At 70.5% G+C, this 22,255-nt stretch carries 20 protein-coding genes; 4 read left to right on the forward strand and 16 right to left on the reverse strand.

Annotation, left to right across the window (positions count from 1 at the left end):
• Positions 1-7 precede the first annotated feature (7 nt).
• The 4 genes from AMR74_RS01970 to dgoD form a co-directional block, all read right to left on the reverse strand.
• On the reverse strand, positions 8-460 hold the full coding sequence (locus AMR74_RS01970) for a type II toxin-antitoxin system VapC family toxin (RefSeq protein WP_053770382.1): 453 nt from the start codon (positions 458-460) through the stop codon (positions 8-10).
• Positions 457-765 carry an AbrB/MazE/SpoVT family DNA-binding domain-containing protein gene (locus AMR74_RS01975; RefSeq protein WP_053770383.1) on the reverse strand — a complete coding sequence of 103 codons (309 nt, stop codon included), beginning with the start codon at positions 763-765 and terminating at the stop codon, positions 457-459. The genes AMR74_RS01970 and AMR74_RS01975 overlap by 4 nt, the downstream gene beginning before the upstream one ends.
• A 184-nt stretch (positions 766-949) precedes the next feature.
• Complete coding sequence (locus tag AMR74_RS01980; RefSeq protein WP_053770384.1) at positions 950-1,780, reverse strand: SDR family NAD(P)-dependent oxidoreductase; 831 nt, start codon at positions 1,778-1,780, stop codon at positions 950-952.
• A 40-nt stretch (positions 1,781-1,820) separates the two neighbouring features.
• Positions 1,821-2,972: a galactonate dehydratase gene (gene dgoD / locus AMR74_RS01985; protein WP_053770385.1), complete on the reverse strand. Its 1,152-nt coding sequence runs from the start codon at positions 2,970-2,972 to the stop codon at positions 1,821-1,823.
• A 196-nt stretch (positions 2,973-3,168) separates the two neighbouring features.
• Here dgoD and AMR74_RS01990 point away from each other — a divergent pair, with 196 nt between their 5' ends.
• A complete protein-coding gene (locus AMR74_RS01990; protein WP_053770386.1) occupies positions 3,169-3,807 on the forward strand; it encodes a bifunctional 4-hydroxy-2-oxoglutarate aldolase/2-dehydro-3-deoxy-phosphogluconate aldolase in 639 nt (212 codons plus the stop codon).
• Positions 3,808-3,891: 84 nt separating this feature from the next.
• Here the strand turns inward: AMR74_RS01990 and AMR74_RS18955 are convergent, their stop codons facing one another.
• The 3 genes from AMR74_RS18955 to pheS all read right to left on the reverse strand — a co-directional run bounded on the left by AMR74_RS18955 (position 3,892) and on the right by pheS (position 7,456).
• On the reverse strand, positions 3,892-4,047 hold the full coding sequence (locus AMR74_RS18955; protein ID WP_158293540.1) for a hypothetical protein: 156 nt from the start codon (positions 4,045-4,047) through the stop codon (positions 3,892-3,894).
• A gap of 119 nt (positions 4,048-4,166) precedes the next feature.
• Positions 4,167-5,927: a phenylalanine--tRNA ligase subunit beta gene (gene pheT, locus AMR74_RS01995; RefSeq protein WP_053770387.1), complete on the reverse strand. Its 1,761-nt coding sequence runs from the start codon at positions 5,925-5,927 to the stop codon at positions 4,167-4,169.
• Complete coding sequence (gene pheS, locus AMR74_RS02000; protein ID WP_053770388.1) at positions 5,927-7,456, reverse strand: phenylalanine--tRNA ligase subunit alpha; 1,530 nt, start codon at positions 7,454-7,456, stop codon at positions 5,927-5,929. Before pheS ends, pheT begins: the two co-directional genes overlap by 1 nt.
• 123 nt (positions 7,457-7,579) lie before the next feature.
• Here pheS and AMR74_RS02005 point away from each other — a divergent pair, with 123 nt between their 5' ends.
• Positions 7,580-7,885 (forward strand): HalOD1 output domain-containing protein, encoded by a 306-nt coding sequence (locus AMR74_RS02005; protein WP_053770389.1) that lies wholly within the window; start codon positions 7,580-7,582, stop codon positions 7,883-7,885.
• A 27-nt stretch (positions 7,886-7,912) separates the two neighbouring features.
• Here the strand turns inward: AMR74_RS02005 and AMR74_RS02010 are convergent, their stop codons facing one another.
• The 8 genes from AMR74_RS02010 to AMR74_RS02045 form a co-directional block, all read right to left on the reverse strand.
• A complete protein-coding gene (locus tag AMR74_RS02010) occupies positions 7,913-8,608 on the reverse strand; it encodes a peptidase (RefSeq protein ID WP_053770390.1) in 696 nt (231 codons plus the stop codon).
• A 75-nt stretch (positions 8,609-8,683) separates the two neighbouring features.
• Positions 8,684-9,334, reverse strand: a complete 651-nt coding sequence (locus AMR74_RS02015; RefSeq protein WP_053770391.1) for a nucleotide-binding protein — start codon at positions 9,332-9,334, stop codon at positions 8,684-8,686.
• Positions 9,331-10,176 (reverse strand): DUF7857 domain-containing protein, encoded by an 846-nt coding sequence (locus tag AMR74_RS02020; protein ID WP_053770392.1) that lies wholly within the window; start codon positions 10,174-10,176, stop codon positions 9,331-9,333. The genes AMR74_RS02015 and AMR74_RS02020 overlap by 4 nt, the downstream gene beginning before the upstream one ends.
• A 24-nt stretch (positions 10,177-10,200) precedes the next feature.
• Positions 10,201-11,013, reverse strand: coding sequence for a DUF7856 family protein (locus tag AMR74_RS02025; protein WP_053770393.1), 813 nt, complete (start codon positions 11,011-11,013; stop codon positions 10,201-10,203).
• Positions 11,010-11,348 carry a DUF7855 family protein gene (locus AMR74_RS02030; protein WP_053770394.1) on the reverse strand — a complete coding sequence of 113 codons (339 nt, stop codon included), beginning with the start codon at positions 11,346-11,348 and terminating at the stop codon, positions 11,010-11,012. The genes AMR74_RS02025 and AMR74_RS02030 overlap by 4 nt, the downstream gene beginning before the upstream one ends.
• Positions 11,349-11,454: 106 nt before the next feature.
• The gene (locus AMR74_RS02035) at positions 11,455-11,754 is read right to left on the reverse strand and encodes a DUF7854 family protein (protein WP_053770395.1); all 300 of its coding nucleotides are present in this window, start codon (positions 11,752-11,754) and stop codon (positions 11,455-11,457) included.
• Positions 11,755-17,394: an LAGLIDADG family homing endonuclease gene (locus AMR74_RS02040; RefSeq protein ID WP_053770396.1), complete on the reverse strand. Its 5,640-nt coding sequence runs from the start codon at positions 17,392-17,394 to the stop codon at positions 11,755-11,757.
• 92 nt (positions 17,395-17,486) lie between these two features.
• Positions 17,487-17,849, reverse strand: a complete 363-nt coding sequence (locus AMR74_RS02045) for a TRAM domain-containing protein (RefSeq protein ID WP_053770397.1) — start codon at positions 17,847-17,849, stop codon at positions 17,487-17,489.
• 199 nt (positions 17,850-18,048) lie between these two features.
• Here AMR74_RS02045 and AMR74_RS02050 point away from each other — a divergent pair, with 199 nt between their 5' ends.
• Both AMR74_RS02050 and AMR74_RS02055 read left to right on the forward strand, forming a co-directional pair.
• A complete protein-coding gene (locus AMR74_RS02050) occupies positions 18,049-20,391 on the forward strand; it encodes a DEAD/DEAH box helicase (RefSeq protein WP_053770398.1) in 2,343 nt (780 codons plus the stop codon).
• A gap of 88 nt (positions 20,392-20,479) precedes the next feature.
• Positions 20,480-21,247: a topoisomerase DNA-binding C4 zinc finger domain-containing protein gene (locus tag AMR74_RS02055; protein WP_205625941.1), complete on the forward strand. Its 768-nt coding sequence runs from the start codon at positions 20,480-20,482 to the stop codon at positions 21,245-21,247.
• A gap of 21 nt (positions 21,248-21,268) precedes the next feature.
• On the opposite strand, the gene AMR74_RS02060 is transcribed toward AMR74_RS02055, so the two are convergent.
• The gene (locus AMR74_RS02060) at positions 21,269-22,255 is read right to left on the reverse strand and encodes a tyrosine--tRNA ligase (RefSeq protein ID WP_053770399.1); all 987 of its coding nucleotides are present in this window, start codon (positions 22,253-22,255) and stop codon (positions 21,269-21,271) included.

Raw genomic sequence — 22,255 nt, forward strand, 5'->3', positions numbered from 1 at the left:
CTCCGGGCTATGCGCTTCCGTGCCGGAATCGTTCGATGGACAGGCACGCGTCGGCATCAGCAATTATCTCATTGTAATCGTCGTCCCCACCGATCAGTAGCGTCGCTCCAAGGCGGTCAGCAGTTGCGAGTGCGTATGCGTCACCGAGTGCGGGGTTGTAGTCGAGGATGTAGTCGGAAGCAGTCTCCCAAACGCGTTGCCCTTGAGTGGGATGGATACCGATCGTGCCGAGCCACTCGAAGTATTCGTCAGCGACGGATTCGCCGTATTTTCGGCCGAGGATGTAGCGTACTTCGGTCGCGTTCACCCGGTTCAAATACCCTTGTGAAACCCCGTCCGCAACAGCATCGAGGTATGCGGCAACCTTCTCATAGCCCGGTTCTTCATCCGCGTGCGCCACCAACGGCTCGGCGTCGAAGACGATCTCGGGCGGCGGCGAGTAGACTTCGCGACCGCTCACTCGGAATCACGCTCGGCTTTGTCGGCTTCTCGCTTCTCACGGAGCATTTCGCTCGCTGGATTGTCTGTCGACGGCTCACCAGAGCGAGCCGCGAATCCAGCCATCTCCTGCGCGGACCGGACGCGTTCGATCACCACCTCACCGTCATCGGTCTCGCGGAACGTCACCTGTCCCGGAGCGTCAATACCGAGCTTGTCACGGAACTTTTTCGGAATCGTTGCTTGTCCCGACGACGATACAGACACCGTCGCTGAGGTGTCCTCACCGCCTGATTCAGTCTCGTTTTTCGACCTTGATTCGCTCATACTCTTAATTTACGAGCGTTAATAATATAGTTTGGGTATTAATTTTCGGGACTTACTAATTCTCCCGTTAGAGATTCGCGAGTCACTTCTGAGTGCCGGGCGGGGCACAATCATATACGAACAGTGAGTGTGACGGGAGCCCTCGCGGTGCCCAGCCTCCCAGTCTCAACCGCGCAGTCCACGCCTACTCCGCGTCCTCTCGCGCCCGGTAGTCCGGGAGGGTGTCGTCCTGCATCACCGCGCCGCGGCCGCCGTCGACGAGCAGCGCCGCCCCAGTGACGAAGGCGGCGTCATCGCTCGCGAGGAAGGAGACGGCGCCGGCGACGTCGGCCGGCGTCCCGATCCGCCCGGCCGGGTGGATCGCCTCGACCTCCTCCAGCCGCCCCTCGGGGAGCTCCTCGCGCGTCCGCTCGACCTCCACCCAGCCGGGGACGACCGTGTTCACCCTAACCTGGGGGCCGAAGTCGACCGCGAGCGACCGCGTCATGCCGTTGATGCCCGCCTTGACCGCGTTGTACGGGAAGTGTGCCGGCATCGTCGCGTACGCGTGGTTCGACGAGACGTTCACGATCGCGCCGCGGTCCATGTGTTCGAGGGCGGCCCGCGCCGCCAGCCAGTACGCCCGGAAGTCAGTCTCGACGACGAACGCCCAGTCGTCGAGCGTCGCCTCGTCGGCGGCCGTCTCCGTCTGGACCCCGGCGTTGTTCACGAGCACGTCGACCGAGCCGTAGCGCTCGGCGGCCGCCTCCGCCAGCGCGGCCACGTCGTCCGGGTCGCGCATGTCGGCGCGGACGAACGTCGCGTCTCCTCGCTCGCCTCCCGCCGCGATCCGCTCGACGACGGCCTCGCCGGCCGCCTCCGAGCGCCCGCTGACCACGACGTTCGCCCCCTCGGCGGCCAGCCGCTCCGCGACGCCGGCGCCGATGCCCCGAGTCGACCCCGTCACGACCGCGGTCTCGCCGGCGAACCGGCCCGGGACCGCGCCCTCGGTCGGCGACTCCGGTCGACGGGTCATCGGCTCTCCCCCCGTCGCCGCGGGTCGATCGCCATCGGGATCACCACTCCGCGACCGACCCGTCGTCGTGGCGCCAGACGGGGTTGTGCCAGTCGACCGCCTCCTCGGCCTGCTCGCGCACGTGCGCCTCGTCGACCTCGATCCCGAGCCCGTCGCCGTCGGGGACCTCCACGAACCCGTCGCGGTACTCGAACACCGAGGGGTCGGCGAGGTAGTCCAAAACGTCGCTCGTCTCGTTGTAGTGGATGTCGAGCGACTGCTCCTGGATGAGCGCGTTCGGCGTGCAGGCGTCGACCTGGATGCAGGACGCGAGCGCGATCGGGCCGAGCGGGCAGTGCGGCGCGACCGACACGTCGTACGCCTCGGCCATCGAGGCGATCTTCTTCAGCTCGGTGATCCCCCCGGCGTGGGAGACGTCCGGCTGGATCAGGTCCACCGCGTCCGCCTCCAACACTTCCTTGAAGTCCCACCGCGAGTACATCCGCTCGCCGGTCGCGATCGGGATCGTCGTCGACGCCCGGATCGCCGGCAGCGCGTCGTTGTTCTCGGGCAGCACCGGCTCCTCGATGAACATCGGGTCGTACGGCTCCAGCGCGGCCGCGAGCCGGCGGGCCATCGGCTTCGCCACCCGGCCGTGGAAGTCGACGCCGACGTCGACCTCGTCGCCCACCGCCTCCCGGACGGCCGCGATCCGGTCGGCCGCGGCGTCGACCGCGGCCGGCGAGTCGATCGACTCCAGCTCCGGGGTGGCGTTCATCTTCAGCGCGGAGAAGCCGGCGTCGACCTTCTCGCGGGCGGCCTCGCCCACGTCCGCCGGCCGGTCGCCGCCGATCCACTGGTAGACGCGGACCCGGTCGCGCGCGCGACCGCCGAGCAGCTCGTGGACGGGCGCCCCGATCCCCTTCCCCTTGATGTCCCACAGCGCCTGGTCGACGCCAGCGATGGCGCTCATCAGGACCGGCCCGCCGCGGTAGAAGCCGCCGCGGTACATCGCCTGCCAGTGGTCCTCGATCCGCGCCGGGTCCTCGCCGAGCAGGTAGTCGTCGAGCAGCTCCTCGACGGCCGCGACGACCGTGTGGGACCGCCCCTCCACGATCGGTTCCCCCCAGCCGACGGTCCCGTCGCTCGTCGTGAGCTTCAGGAACAGCCAGCGGGGCGGCACTTCGAACAGCTCGTAGTCGGTGATGTGCATGGTGTGTTGGGGTCTCCGGACCGGTCCGACGGCCGCGGGACTCGGGCGTCGTCCGTCGCCGTCGCCGTCCGACGCGGACCGGTCCGTCGCCTCGGTCGTACTTGCCCGTCCGCCGGTTAAATAGCGGGCGGGTGCGGTCGTCCGCGCCCGATCCCCACACGGCCGATTTAAGCCCCCCCGCGGGCAGGTACCACGCATGCGAACCGACCGACTCGGCCGGATCACGGACGGCGGCGTGATCGCGATCCTCCGCGGCGTCGAGCGCGACGACGCCGTGCGGGTCGCGGACGCGGTCGTCGACGCCGGCGTGACGGCGCTGGAGGTGACGACGGACACGCCGGACGCGACGGCGTCGATCGCGGCGATCGCCGACCGCGTCGACGACGCGGTCGTCGGCGCCGGCACCGTCCTCGACGCGGAGACCGCGCGCGCGGCGCAGTTCGCCGGCGCCGAGTTCCTCGTGACGCCGACGGTGAACCGCGGCGCGATCCGCACCGCGAACCGCTACGGGACGCCGATCGCGGTCGGGGCGTACACGCCGACCGAGGCGCTCGACGCCTTCGAGGCGGGCGCCGACCTCGTGAAGGTGTTCCCCGCGGCGACCGGCGGCCCGGACCACGTCGCGGCGATCGGCGGCCCGCTCGGTCAGATCCCGCTCGTGCCGACCGGCGGCGTCGGCGCGGACGACGCCGGCGAGTACATCGACGCGGGCGCGGCCGCGGTCGGCGTCGGCAGTTCGATCGCCGACGGCGAGGCGATCGCCGCCGGCGACTTCGACGCGGTCCGGGCGAACGCGCGCGCGGTGGTCGAAGCCGTCGCGGCGGCCCGCGAGTGACCGCTCCGCTCTCCGGCGCGCCGGGAGCGGCCGCTCCGCGCGCCGACGCTCCGGCTTCGGCGTCGCCGTCGCGGGCGACGCGCGCTACTGCGCGGTCGAGCGCGTCTCGTCGCCGGCCTCGGGCGACGAACCGCGGACCGCGTCCCACCCGTTGATACAGGCGTCACACAGGTAGTACGCGAAGCCGTCGACGTCCCGGTGCGCGAGCGAGGCGTCGACGCCGCATCTGTCGCAGTTCATGCCCGGCGAGTACGGCAAGACGAATATATGTCTTCTGCTCCGGATCGGACTCGTGATAATTCGTGACGGAACCGCCGAACCGGAAGTTCCGTCGTCCTCCGATCGAGCCTCCCGGCCGCTCAGCGCAGCGCGTCGAGGTCGAACTCGAAGGCCGCGACCGGGACCTCCAGGTCGTGCTCGACGAGCACCGCGGGGTGGAGCTCGCCGATGACGCCGACGCGCTCGCCGTCGATCGCGACGGCGGCGGCGCGCCCCTCGATGAACGAGGGGTGTTCGGTCCGCGGGGTCGCCAAGTCGGCGTCGAAGTCGTCACAGAGCGCCTGGAGCCGTCCCTTCGCGGCCTCGTAGGAGGCGTCGCGGCGGGCGACCGCGCCCGCGACGCGGCGCGACTCGGCGACGTTCGTGTCCGCGTCTTCGTCGCGCTCGGCGACGAAGCCGACCTCGGCGACGTCCTGCGGGTAGGCGTTGTGGGTGTTCCGCTCTAAGAGCATCACGAGCGACGGGAGCGCCCAGGTGCGGAGCTGGGTGTACTCCTCGCTGTACGGCTCCGTGATCTCGACCGGCTCGCCGCCGCCGAAGACGCCGTCCCCGTCGACCGCGGCGCCGCCGGCGCCCGGCTCGATCCGCATCCGGTCGTAGTTCTCGGTCCCGCTCGTCATGTGGAAGTTCAGCAGGTCCTCGAAGCCGAGCCCCACGAGGCTCGTCCGGACCGCGTCCTCCAGCCGGGAGCGCTCGTGGCGCCCGCCGACGGTGCCGACGTCGGGGTAGCGCGGCTCCAGCTCGTCGAAGCCGTACGCCCGCCCCACGTCGTCGACGAGGTCGAGCGGGTGGAGCACGTCGACGCGGTACGGCGGGATCTCCACGTCGTACCGGACGTCGTCGCCGAGCGTGTAGGATGCGTCGAGGCCGGCGCGCTCGAAGCAGTCGACGACCTCCTCGGGCTCGAAGTCGACGCCGAGCAGCGTCTCGATCCGGTCGTGCGAGACGCTCTTCTCGTCGGTGTCGAGGTTCGGGCGGACCAGCTCGGCCCCGTACTCGCTCGGGTGCGTCGCGCCGTCGGCGTAGTTCACCTCGACCTCCTCGATCGTCGCGCCGCGAGCCGACAGCGCGTAACAGATGATGTTGCACATCCGGTCGATCGTCCACTGGTCGGTGCCGGTGAGCTCGACGAACAGCTCGCGCGAGCCGGTCGTCACCTCGGTCCGCTTCCCGTTGATGACGGGCGGGAACGAGAAGAGACCGAGCTCGTCGTAGATCGCCGGGTAGCGGTCGAGGCCCTCGACGAGGTCCGCGTAGGTCGTCCCCGTGTCGTGCTCCGCCAGGACCTCGGCGGGCGTCAGCTCGTCGTTCGCGTCGAGCGGGACGAACGCGTCGCCCTCGGGGTCGACGCCGCGGTAGGTGATCGACGGCTCCGCGCCCTCCTGGAGCGGCGCGCCCTTCACCATCGCGAGGTCGTGGATCCCGATGGCGCCCTTCGCGCGGCCGCGCCCCATCGTCGCGTGGAGCTTCTCCTGGAGCTGGATCAGCGACTCCAGCGCCGCCTCGTCGAGGTCGACGCCGCGGACCACGGCGCCGGTGACGAACGGCCGCTCGTCGGGCACCGACTCGTCGACCTCGATGGTCCACTCGGGGTCGTTCGCGCTCGGCACGTAGACGCCGCGCGCGTCGCCGTAGTGGTAGCGCAGCGAGCGCGCGACCCCCTCGACGGAGAGCCGGTCGAGGCGGTCGGGCGCGAACTCGAACTGGAACATGCCGTCGTCGGTCTCGCCCTCGAACTCTAAGCCGAGCCCGAACAGGTCGTCTTTCAGCTCCGCGTCGCCCTTCTCGTCGTGGCCGGTGAGCTCGCGCAGCTCGTCGGGGTCGACGTCGACGACGGGCATCAGTAGCTCACCTCCGCGTTCCGCAGGAAGTCGATGTCGGCGAGGGTGCCGTGGAGGTCGCGGATGTCCTCCGCGCCGGTGGTTAACATCGCGAGGCGTTCGAGGGCGAGCCCCCACGCCATCACGTCGCAGTCGACGCCGAGCGGGCCGGTGACCTCCTCGCGGAAGACGCCGGAGTTCCCGATCTCGATCTCCTCGCCCGTCTCCGGGTGCTCGCCGAACAGCTCGAAGGAGGGCTCGGTGTAGGGGTTGTAGTGCGGCTTGAACCGGATGTCGGTGATGCCGAACTGCCGGTAGAACTCCTCGAAGGTGCCCATCAGGTCGCGCACCGAGAGGTCCTCGGCCATCACCCACCCCTCGATCTGGAAGAACTCCAGGAGGTGCGTCGGGTCGAGCGTGTCGTTGCGGTACACCTTCTCGACGGAGAAGTAGCGCTGGGGGGGCTCCAGCTCGGCGCCCGCGACCCCGGAGAGGTAGCGCATCGACAGCGACGTGGTGTGGCCGCGGAGCGCCACCTCGCGGGCGAAGTCGGCCGACCACGGCGAGTGGTAGCCGTCGCCGTCGAGCCCCCACCCGTCGCGGTGGGCGGCCTCGACCCGGGCCATCAGCTCGTCCGGGATCGAGTCCATCGGGTCCACGTCGAGCGCGAACCGGTCCCAGTGGGTCCGCGCCGGGTGGTCCTGGGGCATGAACAGGCAGTCGTTGATCCAGAAGTCGGCGTCGGCGTGGGGGCCCTCCATCTCCTGGAACCCCATGCCGACCAGCACGTCCTTCACGCGGTCGGCGGTCCGGCGGAGGACGTGTTTGCGGCCGCCGCGGGCCGTCTCCGCCTCGGCCTCGACGTTGTACTCGGCGAACTCGGCGTCGCGCCAGTCGCCGCTCGCGAGGAGCTCGGGCGTGAGCGCGCCGACCGTCTCGGTCGCCTCCACGCCGGTCATCAGCGCGTCGACGCCGTCGTCGGTCAGCGTCACCGTCCGGGTGACCGACTCGCCGACCGCCACGAGCCCGCGCGAGTCGAGCTGCTCGATCACGGCGCCGTCGACGCCGAGGGCGTCCGCGTCGAGCCCCTCGCCGCCGGCGTCCGCGAGCGCCGCGAGCGCCGCCGCCTCGGGGTCGGCGTCCGGGTCGGCGTCCGGGTCGACCGAGAGCTCGCCGCCGTCGACGCTCCCGAGGCCCTTCCGCGCGAAGTTCGCGAGCGCGATGTCGACCTCGGGACCGTCCAGGTCCGCCTCGCCGATGACCGCGCCCATCGCGGCCGGCTCGGCGTCGGCGCCCGCGTCGAGCCCGGCCCGGTAGAGCCGCGTCTCCGGCAGCCCCGCCTTGACGTAGCGCCGCCCCTCGTCGGTGAGATCGAGCGTCTCGTCGGTCGCCGAGCCGACCTCCACGAGCCCCTCGTCGGCCAGGTCGAAGGCGGCGCCGGCGACCGTCTCCGGCCTGAGGTCTGTCCCGTCGGCTATCTCCGCCACCGTTCGTTCGTCCGTCGCGCTCGCGGCCTCGAGGACCGCGAGCTGTCGTTCCGGGAGTCGCATTCGAGTTATCCCTACACGCGGGCGGCTGGTTGGTAACGGTTCCGGGACCGGACCGCGACCTTCGATAATCATTTCTGATAAGTTGAACGACTGAGTTATATAGTATATGCGAGTAGAGTGGGTATGAGCAGCGTAACGGCCGAATCGAGCGATTCCGGACCGGTCCCGGAGACGGCGCGCGTCAGTCACGGCGGCGACGGCCCCGCGCCGAGCCTCGCCGTCGTCGAGGCGATCGCCGAACTCGCCGGCGTCGACCCGACCGAACTCCCCGAGGAGGGCGTCGTGCTGTACGACCACGTCGATCCCGACGCGCTGAACGCGCTCGTCGCCGGTCGCTCCGGCGCGGACGTCGACGTCTCGCTCACGGTCGCGGGCTACGACGTCCGCGTCGGCCCCGACTCCGCGGTCGCTCGCCGGGCGCGGAACTAACTCGGGAATCGGTTCCGAACGCCGCCGTTACTCACCTTCCGCCGCCCGTTCGCGGAGCCGCGCGATCCGGTCCCCGAGCGGCGGCTGGACCTCGAACCACGTCGACCAGTCGCCGGTCTCAGGCTCGGCGCCGCGGCGCGCCGCGACCCGCTCGAACGCGTCCGCGACGCGGGCGGCGCCGACGGCGTCCGCGGCGCGGCCGTCCGCCGCGTACTGGACGCGCCGTCCGGCCCAGAAGGAGACGAGCCCGACGGCGACGAGGGCGGCGAAGCCGGACTCGAACGGGACGAGCGCCGTGACGACGGCCGAAAGCGCCGCCAGCACCGCCCCGACCGCGACCGCGCGGAACTCGGCGTAGTACGTCGCGACCCGCCCCGCCTCCGCCGCGAACAGGCCGATCGCGGCGTCCTCGTCGAGGTCGGTCAGCACGTCCTCCGTGAGGAACAACACCCGTCGGCCGGGCGGTCCCCGGACCGACACCTCCGCGGGGCCGGCGGCCGCCGAGGCGCCGTCGACGCCCGCCGCGTTTTCCTCGTCGACGGACTCGATCGCGATCCGGTCGACGCCGAGCCCGCCGGGGTCCGCGAGCGCCGCGATCTGCGCCCGCTCGGCGTCCGTCGGCTCCCGGAGGTCCCGGAAGCGGTCGGCCGCGTACAGCGGTCCGACGGCGACGGCGAGCGCGGCGACGACGGCGACGCCGACGACGAGCGCGACCCTGATCATCGCTCTCGCCGACGGGACGCCCGGAGTAAAAAGGCGCGGTGTCGCGACGTGCCGCCGGGTCGCCGCCTCCGCCGGTCACTCCGGAACGCGGCGAGCGAGCGCCCGGACCGCCGCCGCGGCCTCGCTGTCGGGCGCGGCGCCGACGACCGGCCGCTCCCCGGCGACGGACCGGCCGACGCGGGGATCGGCCGGGATCACCTCGACCGGCGCGCCGAGCGCGTCGCCGATCGCTTCGACCGGCGGCGGCTCTGTCACGCGGTTGACCGCGCAGCCGACCAGCCCGGCGTCGAGTTCGCGGGCGAGCTCTCGGGTGCGGATCGCGTCGGCCAGCGCGAACGCCCGGGGCGAGACGACGAGGAGGCAGGCGTCCGCGACCGCGAGCGGCACGCCGGCGTCGGCGCGGCGCCCCGCGGGACAGTCGAGGACGACGGTCCCGAACTCCCGTTCGACCGCGGCGACCGCCCCCTCCAACCGCGTCAGGTCGGCCGCCCGCGCCCCTGCCAGCGTCCGGCCGCACGGGACGATGTCGACCGGTCCCGGCCGCACCGCATCGACAGGGTCCGCCGCGCCGCCCAGCACGTCGTGGAGGTCGGGGCCGCGGCCGTCCGGCAGGTCGGCCATCCCGAGGTCCGCGTCGACGACGATCCCGCCGAGCGCGGCGGCGACGTTGTACGCCAGCGTCGTCTTCCCCACGCCGCCCTTCCCGCCGGCGACCGCGAGGATCACGCCAGATCCTCCAGCGCAGCGGTCGGCACCTCGCTCGCTTCCGCCCGCTCGGCCAGCGCCGCGGCGCGGTCGCGGACCGCCCGCAGCCGCTCGGCGTCTGCCGCGACGCGCTCGTCGAGAGACGCGACCGCGTCGAGGCCGCCGGCCTCCTCGACGACCGCGGTCGCCGTTTCGAGGTCGGCGCCGCTCAGCCGCTCCGCCCGCTCGACCCGGTCCTCGACGGCCGCGAACCACGCGTCGACCCCGTCGGCCGCCGTCGCAGTCGGCGGTGACTCGGCTGTCGCCGACCGCTCCGCGTCGCCCTCGGCGGCCCCCCCGCTCGCGTCCGCGTCGTCGTCGGTTCCCGGGTCGCCCCCGCTTCGCGCCCGCTCGGTCTCGTCCTCGTCCGAGTCGCTCGCTCTCGCGCTCCCGGATTCGTCGCCGTCGCTCACGTTTCCGTCACCGTTGACCGCCCCCGCACCGTCGACCACCTGCCGCGGAGGACGATGGGAGTCGAGGTCGCGGACCGCTTCCCGCACGCGGTCCGCGTCGCCTCCGGTCGCCGCGTCATCCCCGTTCGGCTCCGCGGTCGCGGGCTCGACCCCCGCGATTTCGACCGGCGGGTCGACCGGCTCCGCCACCGCCGCGAACCCGAACGCCGCGCGCTCGCCCGGGTCGATCACCGCGGTGACGCCGGTCGCGTCCCATCCGCGTTCGGGGACACCGCCGCGACGCGGCGGCAGGACGGGACCGTCCAGCCGGCTCTCGATCCGGACCCGCCGCGGGACCGCCCCGTCGTTGCGAACCCGGACACCCACGAGCGACGCCTCCCCCTCGCGGTCGACGGACCAGTCGAGTTCCATGCGCCGACTCCCGCGGAATCGTATTTAACCGTCGGGGTCGGACGCCGCGCGGACGTCGGGGGTCCGGAGCAGCGACCTCGCCGCTCGGTCGGCGGCCGCGATCCTCCGGGCCGCGTCCCCTCGCAGTTCGACGGCGCCGTCGAGCGCCGCCACCCTGACCGCCGCGAGCGACGCCGCGACCGGGTCGCCGTCGTACGCGTCGGGGGCCGCGCCGGCGGCCCCGGGATCGCCGCCCGGGACGACCGCGAGCGCGCGCCGAAACGCCGGATAGATCCCCTCGGCGAGTTCGCGGCGGGCGGCGCGGCGGCGGTTCCGGAGCCGGTCGCGGAGCCGCAGGCGCCGTCGCCGCTCGTCGCGGTTCCGGGCCGCCTCCGCCCGCGCGCGTTCGAGCGCCTGCTCGGCGGCGATCGCCTCCGTCTGCGCGGCCGACAGCTCCGCCGCCGCCGCCTCCAGGTCGTCGAGCGCGTCGTCCGCTTCGGCGTCGACCGCGCGGCGCGCCCGGGCGTCGCCGCGCAGCGCCGCCACCCGCTCTTTCAGGCGCTCTATCTCGCCGCTCGTCTCGGCGACCCGCCGCCGCGCCGCGGTCAGGTCCACCGGTTCGACTTCGATCGCCGCGAGCTCCGCCTCGATCTCGTCGATCTCCGCCGCGACCGACGCGGTCCGTCCCCGCGAGCGCGCGGCCGCCGCGAGCTGCCGACGGAGTCCCGCGTCGGTGGGGAGCCGCCGGAGCACCGCGCTCGGCTCCGACGGTCCCTCGACCGCGGCCGACTCGTCCTCGTTGCCGTCGGCCTCCCCTTTCCGGTCCGGCCCCCGCGGTGTCGGTCTCGTCTCGGTCACAGCTCTCTGCCGCGCATGGCGTCCGGGTCCGGGTGGTCCGTCCCCGCCGCGAACGCCGCGTACGGCGTCGACTCCGCGCTCCGGTCCGCGTAGGCCGCGGCGGCCTCTCGGACCGGCTCGTCGACGGCGACGAACTCGTTGAACGGCTCGGTGCGCTCGATCTGGACGTCCCCGCCGTGCGACTCGCGGAGCCGCAGCGCGAGGAACGCGGCGTACACCGTCTCGTCGAGCAGCGCGGCGCGACCGAACCGCCGGGCGACGACCGCCTCGTGGCGGCGACACAGGTTCCGGAGGCCGGTTCGGGCGGCCGCCGAATACGTCACGACCAGCAGCACGCCCGCGGGTGGTCGATTTTCCAATTTATCCGTTCCGGACCGGAACGTTTCAGTCGGCTTCAGCGACCGCCCTCCCGGCCGACGCTCCCGCCTTCGAGGCCGGTCCTCAGAAGCGCTCGACGTCGAACGCCGGCCCGTCCCCGCCGTCCGGGTCGCGCTCGCCGTCGACGCCGCTGGCGGCGAGGACGCGCTCCCGGGCCGCCGGCTCCGAGGGCGCGACGACGACGGTGCCGTCGACGGGCTCGTCGCCGACCGCGCGGAACACGTCGCCGTCGCCGTCGAACTCGGTTGCGTACGTGCGGAGGACGGCCGCGACGCGCCGCTCCGTGGCCGCGAGGTCGGCCTCGCCGTCCTCGAACTCGCGGAGCGCGTCCTCGACGTTCCGTATCGCTGAGATGCGGTCCATCTACGTCGTCCGGAGGTGGCCCTGCTTGGGCTCGTACACCTCGCCCTTCGTCCGGAGCTTCTCGATCTCCTGTTCCGCCTTCCCCGGGTCCATCCCGATCTCGTCGGCGCGGTCGAGCACCTCGTCGACCGGCGCGCCCTCCTCGTACTCCTCCTCGATGTCCGCGATGAGCCCCTTGATGTTCTTGATGCGGTCGCGCTGGCTCTTCGAGGTGCCCGTCTCGACCACGTCGGCGTCGAACTGCCCCGTCTCCGGGTCGACGCCGATGTCCTTGAGACACGACTCGACGATGTCGGTCGCGCGGTCGGCGTCCTCCCGCTCGACCGTGTCCGACAGGCGGACCCGCGCGCTCGCCTCCGAGAGGCGCACCAGCGCCTCCAGCTTTCGCGCGGTGACCGGCACCGGCGCGTCCTCGTCGGCGCCCTTCGACCGGAGGTCGACGTAGAACTCCTCGATGATGTCCTTCGCCTCGTCGGTCATCGTCGGGTAGCAGTTCCGCTTCGCGTGGGCGATGTACTTCCGTAACAGCTCCGCGTCGATCTCCGGCGCCACCTCCTCCGTGACGCTGTCGACCTCCTCGGCCGTGAACTCCGAGGAGGGCACCTCCGCCCGCTGGGTGTTCAACTCGCCCGCGTAGTTGGTCTTGAGGATGTGCTGGGCCAGCCGGGAGTCGTGCTCCGGGTCCGGGCTGTCCGTCACGGTGAAGATGAGGTCGAACCGCGAGATGAGCGCGGGCTCTAAGTCGATCTGCTCGCCGATCGGCTCGTACTGGTCGAACCGACCGTACTTGGGGTTCGCGGCGCCGAGCAGCGAACACCGCGCCTTGAGAGTGGCGTTGATCCCCGCCTTCGAGACCGAGATCTTCTGCTGTTCGAGGCCCTCGTGCATGGCGGAGCGGTCCGAGGAGTTGTGGACGACGAGCCCGTTCGCGACGAAGTTGTGCGTCCCCTCGACGGTCAGGTCGTACACCCTCGGTCGCTCGCCGTCGTCGATCCGGGAGAGGATCGACCGCAGTTCCGCCTTCACGGCGCCGACCTCCTCAACGACGGCCTCGCGCAGGTCGTCGAGGTGGTCCGTCTCGACGGTACCGGACAGCCACCGCGACACGGTCGCCTGACTCACGTCGAGCTCCGACGCCACGTCCGCCTGACTGACCCCGTACGCGTCGAGCGCCGCCGACAGCGCCGCTCGCGTCTCGCCGACCGGACCGCGGTCGAGCAGGTCGCGAGCGCGTTCTTCCGCCGTGTCGGCCGGCCCGCCGACGACGTCGGCGAGACGCTGCCGGAGCACCTCGCCGCGGTGCTCGACCGACCCGGGCGGGACCGTCTCGACCGACTCGACCCGACGCCACTTCACGTCGCCGCGGACGAACTCGCGGAGGTCGCCGAGGTCGGTCTCCGCGACATCGGTGAGTACCTCTCGGAGTCGCGCGGCCACCGTCCGACGGACCTCGTCGCTCTCCCCCCACTCGCGGGAGACCTGCTGCTGGGACAGCGTCGTCCCCTCGGCTAACTCGGACTGCGAGACGTGGTATCGACTCCGAAGCTCCGAGAGCGTCTCCCACGTCGGCGTCGCGTCGAGCGCGCCGCGGTCGTCGGCCGCGCGTTCGCGCCGCCCCTCGAACGCCGCGAGTATCCGCTCCGCGCGGTGGAGCGAGACGTTCGCGCTCCCGGTCTCGAAGTCGTGGTAGGTGACGGCGCCGATACCGCACTCGCTCTGGTGAAGCCGGAGCGAGTCGCGACACCGCGCCAGCACGTCGTCGACCTCCGGGACCACGTCGAGAATCGTGCGGTCGCCGTCGGCGGCGTCGACGACGCGGTCGAGGGCTTCGGCCTTCCGCGTGGCCGTGAACCCGACGTACCGCCGGAACGCCGCGAGCGAGTCCGCGTCGGTCACCGTGAGGTAGTACACGTCGCGCCCGCCGTCTCGCTCGCGGTGCTGGAGCTGGCTCGACACGCCGAACTGTAAGAGGAGGTTCTTGGTGCCGCGGAGGAGGTCTCGGCTCGCCGACGCTATCCGAACGTTGCCCGCCGACTCGTCGACGTGGCCCTCGCTGTCGGCCAGCGCGCGGACGAACGCGGCCTTCGCCGCGCGGCTCCCCGTCGTCACGGCGGTCGGGAAGCACTTCTCGTCGTACCGACCGAGGTTCATCCCCGCGTCGAGGACGGCGTCGGCGTGCTCCTTCCCGGCGACCCGGACCGTCTCGACGCCGTCGTCGCGCCGTTCGCTCGGCGGCCGCACCGGCTCCGCGTCGAACGCCGCCCGCGCCGCGCGCTCGAAGTCGTTCAGGAGTTCGTCGTCCGTGTTCGTGAACCGGACGCCGTAGACGCCCTCGTCGCGGTCGTAGTAGACGTTGCCGTCGCCGGAGAGGTACCCGAGGACGCTCGCCGTGGCGGGGTCGACCCCGTCAGCGTCGACCGTCGGGCCGTCGCCGGGCTCGGTCGCCGGCCCCCCTCCCCCGCTCGCGGCCACCGCTCCGCCGTCCGCCGCCCTCGTCGGGATCTCGCGCGGGACGTACACCCAGTCGCCGTCGTTCAGCGCGGCCGCCTCGCGCTCGACGCGCTCGCCGTCGTCGAGGACGAAGAACGGGTGGTCGGCGGTCGCGGTCAGCGACTCGCCCGTCTCCGTCGTCACTCGGGTCAGTTCCGACGGCACGTCGTACTCGTGGACCGCCGAAACCGACCGCTCGACGAGGTTTCCGTCCTCGTTCATCGACCAGACGTCGAGGTCGACGTCGCGGATACGTCGCCCGTTCGAGAGCTCCTCGACCTCGCCGTCCTCGGCCGCTTCCCGCGCCAGCTCTCCGATGCGCTCGACGCGCCCGTCGGCGAGAGAAACCAGCGCGTCGCCGGTGACGCAGTCCATCTTGTCCAGCTCGTCGACCGCCGCGATCCCCTTGTCCGCGAGGACAAGAGCACCGGCTTCGAGCGACCACTGCTGGCCGTCGCCGAAGTCGTCTCTCACGGCCGCGGCGGTGAGGCCCGCCGCAGACGACCCCTTCCCGGAGGTGTACACCGAGCGGGGAGCGATGTTTTCTACGTACGAAATCATCTGCGAGTTGTGCGAGACGACGCCGTTTCCGAGATACGTGTGGGTGTCTGCGACCTCAAGATCGTAGACCCACTCATAGCTTGGATCGACCGATTCGATCGACTCGATCCGGTCCCAGTGAACGTCGTTCGCACACAGACGATCGAGTTCGGAGACATCTTGCGCGACCGATAAGGCCTCATCGAGACGATCCAAAATCACGCCCTTTGCGTCCGCGACCTGTCCACCGTCGGGAGCAACGTCGTTCCGCTCGTAGTAGCTGATCGCCGTTTGAGAGACGTCCATTCCCTCTGAGAGCATCTTCTGAGAGATGTTCAGTTCCTCCCGCAGCGTCTCGACTGCCTGCCAGTTACCGTCCAGCAGTTCTCCACGCCTCTCGCGAAGCCAGTTCAGCCGAGTTTCGAACGCGTCGACAACCGCTCTCAGACTCGATCTACTCGGGTTTCTGTCGCCACGTTCGTAGTGTTGATACGTCGGACGCGGCAGTCCGATATCGAATTGCGACAACGCGAGCGCCTCTCGGATCCGCCGGAGGTCGTCACTCAGTCCGGGAATCACGTCGGTGTTTGTGTTCTCTGGAACGTCATCGAACGCGTTCGAGGCCGTCGCCTTACGATTGGTAACGAATCCAATTTCGTCGACGTACTTGACGAAATCCCGTCCACTGATGCGCAGTCGATAGCTATCGTTGTGTCGTTCTCGAAGATGGCTCCGGATCCCGAAGGCGAGGAGTAACGTCTGTACCCCGGCCAGAAGTTCTCTACTCATCGAAGAAACTGTGATCTCGCGTTCTTTGGCTGAGACCGTCCCCTCGCTGTCAACGTACGCCTGTAGGAATCCCTTCTTATTCTCGGGACTCGCCCGTTTGAGACAATCAGGGACGAGTTGATCCTCAGTGTTTTTGAGGATTGCCGGTTCGATTCCTCTGAGGAACCGGACGAACTCCAACGAGGAACAGCGGACGATTTCGGCAGTCTCGTGATCTCGCTTCTCTAGGCGGGACCATCGAACGCCCAACTCGCGGAAGCAGTTCTCCACGTCCGCTAGTATCTCGTCGTCGACGTTCGTAACCTCGGTAGCGGCACTCGATCCTGAGAGATAGGTGTGACCCTCAGCGATGATATAACTGAGGAGTCGAGCCAGAGTGGGATCGATTCGAGTGGGCGGCGTGAACGAATTCGCGTTGTAGGCTTCGACCTGCTGGAACGAAACGTCAAGCGAATCGTCCCAATCCGCGTCGATGTTTCCGGGAACAGCAATGAGATCACCCTCGCTTAATTGGTCTGCCCGTTGGGGGGACAACCCTCTGTTCAACTGTTTGAACAACGGGTGCGACGGTGTTACCTCTACTTCGCGCCCCGATGCCATCGAAATTCTGTACATCCTATCCGGCGCTTCCCGTTTCCAGACTTTTGTCGCGGTCCCAGTCTCGACGGCTCCCGATTCCGTTACTGTTTGAACGTCGACATTTACCGGTTCGTACACCCCGTCGTCGACTTCTATCGGGTCTTCGAGATTTGACTCTACTATATCTCCGATGGCCCGTTCTGTCCCGTCAGCAAGTGTCACTTCAGTGTCGTATTTTTGACACTTCCCGGTACCAGGGTCGCCGATCAGGAGCATGTGGAGGTCGCCGCGGATCCGCGAGCCGTCGGGGAGGTGCTTCGTGACGCCGGAGAACAGCTGGAGGATCATCGCGAGCTTCTCCTCCTCGTAGCCGTAGATGGCGGGTGCGATGGACCCGACCATCGCCTCGTAGATGTCGTCGCGCTCGGAGAGCTCGATGATGTCGCGTTTGTCGGCGTCGGTGATGTCCATGTCCTCGAACTCCTCGTCCTCGATGGCGATGGAGACGCCGTCCATGTACAGGTCGAAGATGGCGGACTTCTCGTTGCCCTGCTCGACCTGTTCGATGTGGAGGACGCCGACGCAGGTGACGTGGTCGCCGGGGCTCACCTCGCCGGTGATGTCGTCGATGATGTCGACGTCGAGCGACTGGGGGGTCTCGCCGCCGCGGAGGCCCTCGGGCGACTCCTGGATGCGGAGCTTCTGGGAGTCGACGAACTCGGACTGGTCGAAGTTGACCCGGAACGGGCCCTGTCGCTCGCAGCCCTGACACTCGTGAGGCTCCTGGAAGCCACCGTCGGACTGGGGGATGTACGTCATCGTGCCGCAGCGCTGGCACTCGAAGGCGGCCTCGGTCACCTTGGGGCGGACGTCCGTGGCCTTGCGGACGATGCCCTGGATCGAGACGAGTTTGCCGATGTGGTCGTCGTGGACCCGAATGCCGCGGATGTCGACGCTCTCGGGGAGGTCCTCGATGCGGACGTGCGCGCGGCCGAGGCTCACGTCGGCGGGGAGGTCGTAGAGCCGCAGCGCCTCCTCGGCGTACTCGCGCATCTGTTCCGGCTTGTTCAGGAAGTCCTCGGCGAGGTCGCGGTCGAACTGGAAGAGGTCGTCGTAGGAGACGTACAGCGAGCGCTGCTCGTTGGGGTACCGCTGGGCGAGCTGTCCGATCTCCTCACGGTAGTAGTTGCGATAGAACTGGATGAACCGCTCCGTGAGGTCCTGGGTGCCGGCCTGAGCCATTGCGACACCACTTCGTCGGCATCACGTATGAACCTCCGGTTCGGAGCGGACGTGGTCTCGGCCGCCGTCTCGCTCTGCCGGTCCGCCCTCGGCTACGCGCGTTCGACGAACGTCGCGTCGGCGGAGGTGCGGCCCTCGTTGAAGGAGAGCACCTTCGCGCGGATCACGTCGCCCGGTTCGAGCCCGCTCGGGATCTCCTCGGTGAAGACGACGAACCCCTCGACCTTCCCGACGGCGACCTCGTCGCCGGAGTGGTGGTCGGTGAGCTCGGTGACGCCGAACTCGTAGGTCTCGCCGATCTCGACCGGCGGCTCGCGCTCCTGTGCCGCCTCGTGGGCGCGTTTCGACTCGCGCGCCTCGCTCGACGGCCCGCGGAGCCGGCGGGCGAGCACGAACAGCGCGAGCAGCGCGACCGCCACGGCGATACCGACGACGAGCGGCGACGTTGGAATCATACCCGGGCGGTCGGCCGCGGTCACCTAAACGGTGTGGGTACGCGGCGCCGCGGGACTGATCACCTCGCCTGTGTCTCCCTCGACCGCCTCGGCTTCCCCGCGGGCGCATGAGAAACGCCTTTGCCCTCGAAGCCCCCCTCTCGATCCGAATGCGACACAGCCGCGGATCCCGACGACTCGTGCACGGGTGTGGTGTGCCGTGAAGGTCGCGGACGCGGTGCCGGAGTTCGCCGACGCCTTCGGCTTCGACGAGTTCAACCGGATGCAGCGGGAGGCGCTGCCGGGCATCTTAGAGACCGACCACAACGTGGTCGCGTCGGCGCCGACGGCCTCCGGGAAGACGGCGCTCGCCGAGCTCGCCATCTGTAAGACGCTCGACGCGGGCGGGACGGCCCTCTTCGTCGCGCCGCTGCGCGCGCTCACCAACGAGAAGGAGAGCGAGTGGGAGCGCTTCGAGGAGCTGGGCTACTCCGTCTACGTCGTCTCCGGCGAGCGGAACCTCAACCCGCGCCGCGCCGAGCGCGCCGACGTGCTGGTGACGACGCCCGAGAAGGCCGACAGCGCGACCCGGAAGCACGACTCCGCGCGCTACTCCTTCATCACCGACGTGGACTGCGTCGTCATCGACGAGGTCCACCTGCTCGACTCCGAGAAGCGCGGCGCGGTGCTGGAGGTGACCGTCTCGCGGCTCCGCCGGCTCCAGGACCCCCGCGTCGTGGCGCTGTCGGCGACGATGCCGAACATCGACGACGTCGCCGAGTGGCTGGACGCGCCCGCGGAGACGACCTACGCCTTCGGCGACGAGTACCGCCCGGTCGACCTCGAAACGGGCGTGAAGACGTACTCGCACGGCTCGAACGCCTTCGCCGACAAGTACCGGCGGCTCTACCGCGCGCTCGACCTGGCCGAGCCGCACGTCCGCGAGGACGGGCAGGCGCTGGTGTTCGTCTCCTCTCGGCAGGACACGGTTCAGGCCGCCAAGAAGGCGCGCGACGAGATAACCGAGCGGGACATCCCGATCGACTCACGCGACGACTACGACTTCCACAACGAGGCCAAAGAGCTCACCAACGACACGCTCCGCCAGTCGGTCACGGACGGCGTCGGCTTCCATCACGCCGGCCTCGGGAAGGACGACCGCGACCGCGTCGAGGAGTGGTTCAAGCAGGGGAAGATCAAGGTCCTCTTCTCGACGTCGACGCTGGCGTGGGGGGTGAACCTCCCCGCGCGCTGCGTCGTGATCCGCGACACCAAGTACCACGACCCGCTGGAGGGTGAGACCGACATCTCGCCGCTGGACGTGCTCCAGATGCTCGGGCGCGCCGGCCGGCCGGAGTACGACGACGTGGGGTACGGCTGGGTGGTCTGCGACCGCGGGGACGCTGACAGGTACCGCAAACTGTTGCGCGACGGCAAGGAGATCGAGTCGCGGCTCGCCGCCGACCTCGAGTCGCACCTCAACGCCGAGATCGCGATGGGGACGATCCGCGGGCTCGAGGACGTGATTGCGTGGCTGGAGACCACCTTCTACTACGTCCGCGCGCAGTCGCAACCGGAGCAGTACGACTTCCCGACGCTCCGCGACCGCGTGCGCGACCACCTCGAATCGCTCGTCGACGACGGGTTCGTCGCGGCCGACGACGACCTCGCGATCGAGCCGACCGCCCTCGGACGGCTCGCCTCCAAGTACTACCTCCGGCTCGACACTGCCCGCCGCTTCCGCCGCCTCGCCGACCGCGAGACGCTGACGGTCGATTCCGTGCTGGAGACCGTCGCGTCGGCCGGCGAGTTCGACTCCGTCTCGGCGCGGTCCGCCGAGTCGGACGCGATCGACCGGGTCCTCGACGGGCGCGACACCGACCTGGAGGACGGCCACCGCAAGGTGTTCGCCATCCTGCTCGCCGGCATGGCGGACTCGATCCCCTCGGACCTCCGGTCCGACGCGTGGGTGATCCGGCAGAACGCGCTCCGCCTGCTCGCCGCCCTCGCGGAGTTCCTCGACCGCTTCGCCGGCCCGCGCGCCGCCAACCTCGCCCGTCGCGTCGAGGCGCGCGTCGAGCACGGCGTCTCCCGCGAGGCGGTCGCGCTCACGGCGATCGAGGGGGTCGGCTCCGGGCGCGCCGAGCGCCTCGCGGACGCCGGCCTCGCCTCCCCGGTCGACGTGGTCGACGCCGGCGCGGCGGACCTCGAACGCGCCGGCATGAGCGACTCCGTCGCGGAGCGGATCGTCGACGCCGCGCGCGACTGCCCCCGCGTCGACGTCGACTGGGGGGACTTCCCCGAGGCCATCGCGGTCGGCGACAACGAGATGTGCGAGGTCGCCGTCGAGGCCGTCTCCGGAAGCGCCCGCGCGGGGATCCGCGTCACGGTCAACGACGTGGAGATGACCGCGACGACGACGTACCTCGACGGGACGGCAACGGTCCCGGTCGGCGTGTTCGGCCCCCCAGACGCCGACGAGCTGGAGTTCGTCGTCGAGGTCGTCTTCCCCGACCTCCCGCTCCTCCCCGTCACCGCGACGCGGACGGTCCGGGTGGAGTGACGGCGTCGCCCCGCCCGCTACCGGCGCTCCGCATCCCGGATAAACCCCGTCACGAGCGCTTTTCAGCCATTCCGCGGCCAGTCGCCCCATGCCGCAGCGACTCCGCGTGCTGGCCGGCGACTGCGAGGTAACCGACCGCGGCGACCGCACCCGCACCCACCGGGGACGGGTCGTCGTCCTGATCAAACCCGACGACACGACGCTCGTCCACGACGCCGACGGCTACCAGCCCGTCGCGTGGCTCACCCGCCCCGAGAGCGTCGTCGTCGAGGGCGACGGCGACGGGTTCACCGTCACCGCCCGCGACGGCTCCCGGCGACTCCGCGTCGTCGCGGCGGAGGCGACCGCGAGCCGGGTCCTCCCCGTCACCGAGGCCGGCGTCCCGGTCGGGACCTGCCCGGACGACGGCGGGCCGCTCGTGCGCTCGCGCGGCGACGTGGTCTGCCTGGACTGCGAGGAGCGGCGGGGGCTGCCGGCGGGCGCCAGCGTCACGGACGCCACCTGCGACGACTGCGGGCTCCCGAAGATTCGCGTCGAGCGCGGCGAGCCGTTCCACCTCTGTCTCGACCCGGGCTGCGACCCCATGGCGGAGGCAGTCAGCGACCGCTTCGACGGCGTCTGGGACTGCCCGGACTGCGACGGCGACCTCCGGGTCCGCTCCGCGCCCGGCCGCGTCTACCTCGGCTGCGAGAACTACCCCGACTGCGAGACGACCTTCTCGTTCCCGGCCGGGGTCGTCGTCGACGAGTGCGACTGCGGGCTCCCCGTCTTCGAGACCGCGGCGGGGCTCGGCTGTCTGGACGGGGCCTGCGCCCTCGACGGTCGCGCGGCGAGGAACGAGGCGGACGCCGAGTGAGGGCGCCGCGGAACGACCGACCTACTCCGCGAGCTGCTGGCGCCCCGGCGCGATGAGGCGGTCGAGGTACTCCGCGAGCGCGCCCTTCGCGTCCGCGGGGTGGAGTTCGCCGGACTCCAGGTCGCCCTCCAGGTCGTCGTAGGCGTCGTACTCCAGGTTCCCGCCGTACTCCTCGGGGCGCTCGACGGTCACCGCGTCGAACCGCGGGAAGACGTGGTACTCGAACACCTGGAGGACGGGGTTCTCGCGCTCGGCGCCGTCGTCGGTCGGCTCGGGGTCGGCCGTCGGCGGGCAGTAGGCGTCGTTCACCTTCGACTCGATGTCCTCGCGGGAGTCCTCCATCGAGATGGTGACGCCCTCGCTGGAGGACATCTTCCCGCGGCCGGTGCCGAGGTCGGCGATAAGCGGCGTGTGGAGGCTCGTCGGCGGCTCGCGGTCGATGCTCGGGAGCACGTCGCGCGCGAGCATGTGGACCTTGCGCTGCTCCATCCCGCCGACCGCGAGGTCGACGCCGAGGTACGGGATGTCGAGCGCCTGCATCAGCGGGTAGACGGCCTGCGACACCTTCACCGAGTCGCCCGAGCTGATCTCCGCCATCGCGCGCTCGGCGCGGGAGAGGGTGGTCTCCAGTTCGAGGGCGTGGAGGTCGAGCGTGTAGTCGTCGTCGAGCTGGAAGTCGGAGCCGAGCACGAACTGCGTGTTCGACTCGTCGAGCCCGTAGGCGATGAACTGGTCGCGCATGCGCTCGGCGGTGTGGCGGATCTCCTCGAACGATCCCTTGTCGTTGAGGTAGGCGTGTACGTCGGCCAGCAGCACGGTGACCTCGAAGCCCGCCTCCTGGAGGTCGATGAGCTTGTTCGCGGTGAGCATGTGACCGATGTGGAGCACGCCCGAGGGCTCGTAGCCGACGTACGCCCGCTTGCCCTCGGGGTCGTCGGCCAGCGCCTCGATCTCCGCCTCGGTGACCACCTCGGCCGCGTTCCGGGTGATCAGCTCGTGAGCGTCCAT

Source organism: Halorubrum tropicale, assembly GCF_001280455.1.
Lineage (GTDB): Archaea > Halobacteriota > Halobacteria > Halobacteriales > Haloferacaceae > Halorubrum > Halorubrum tropicale.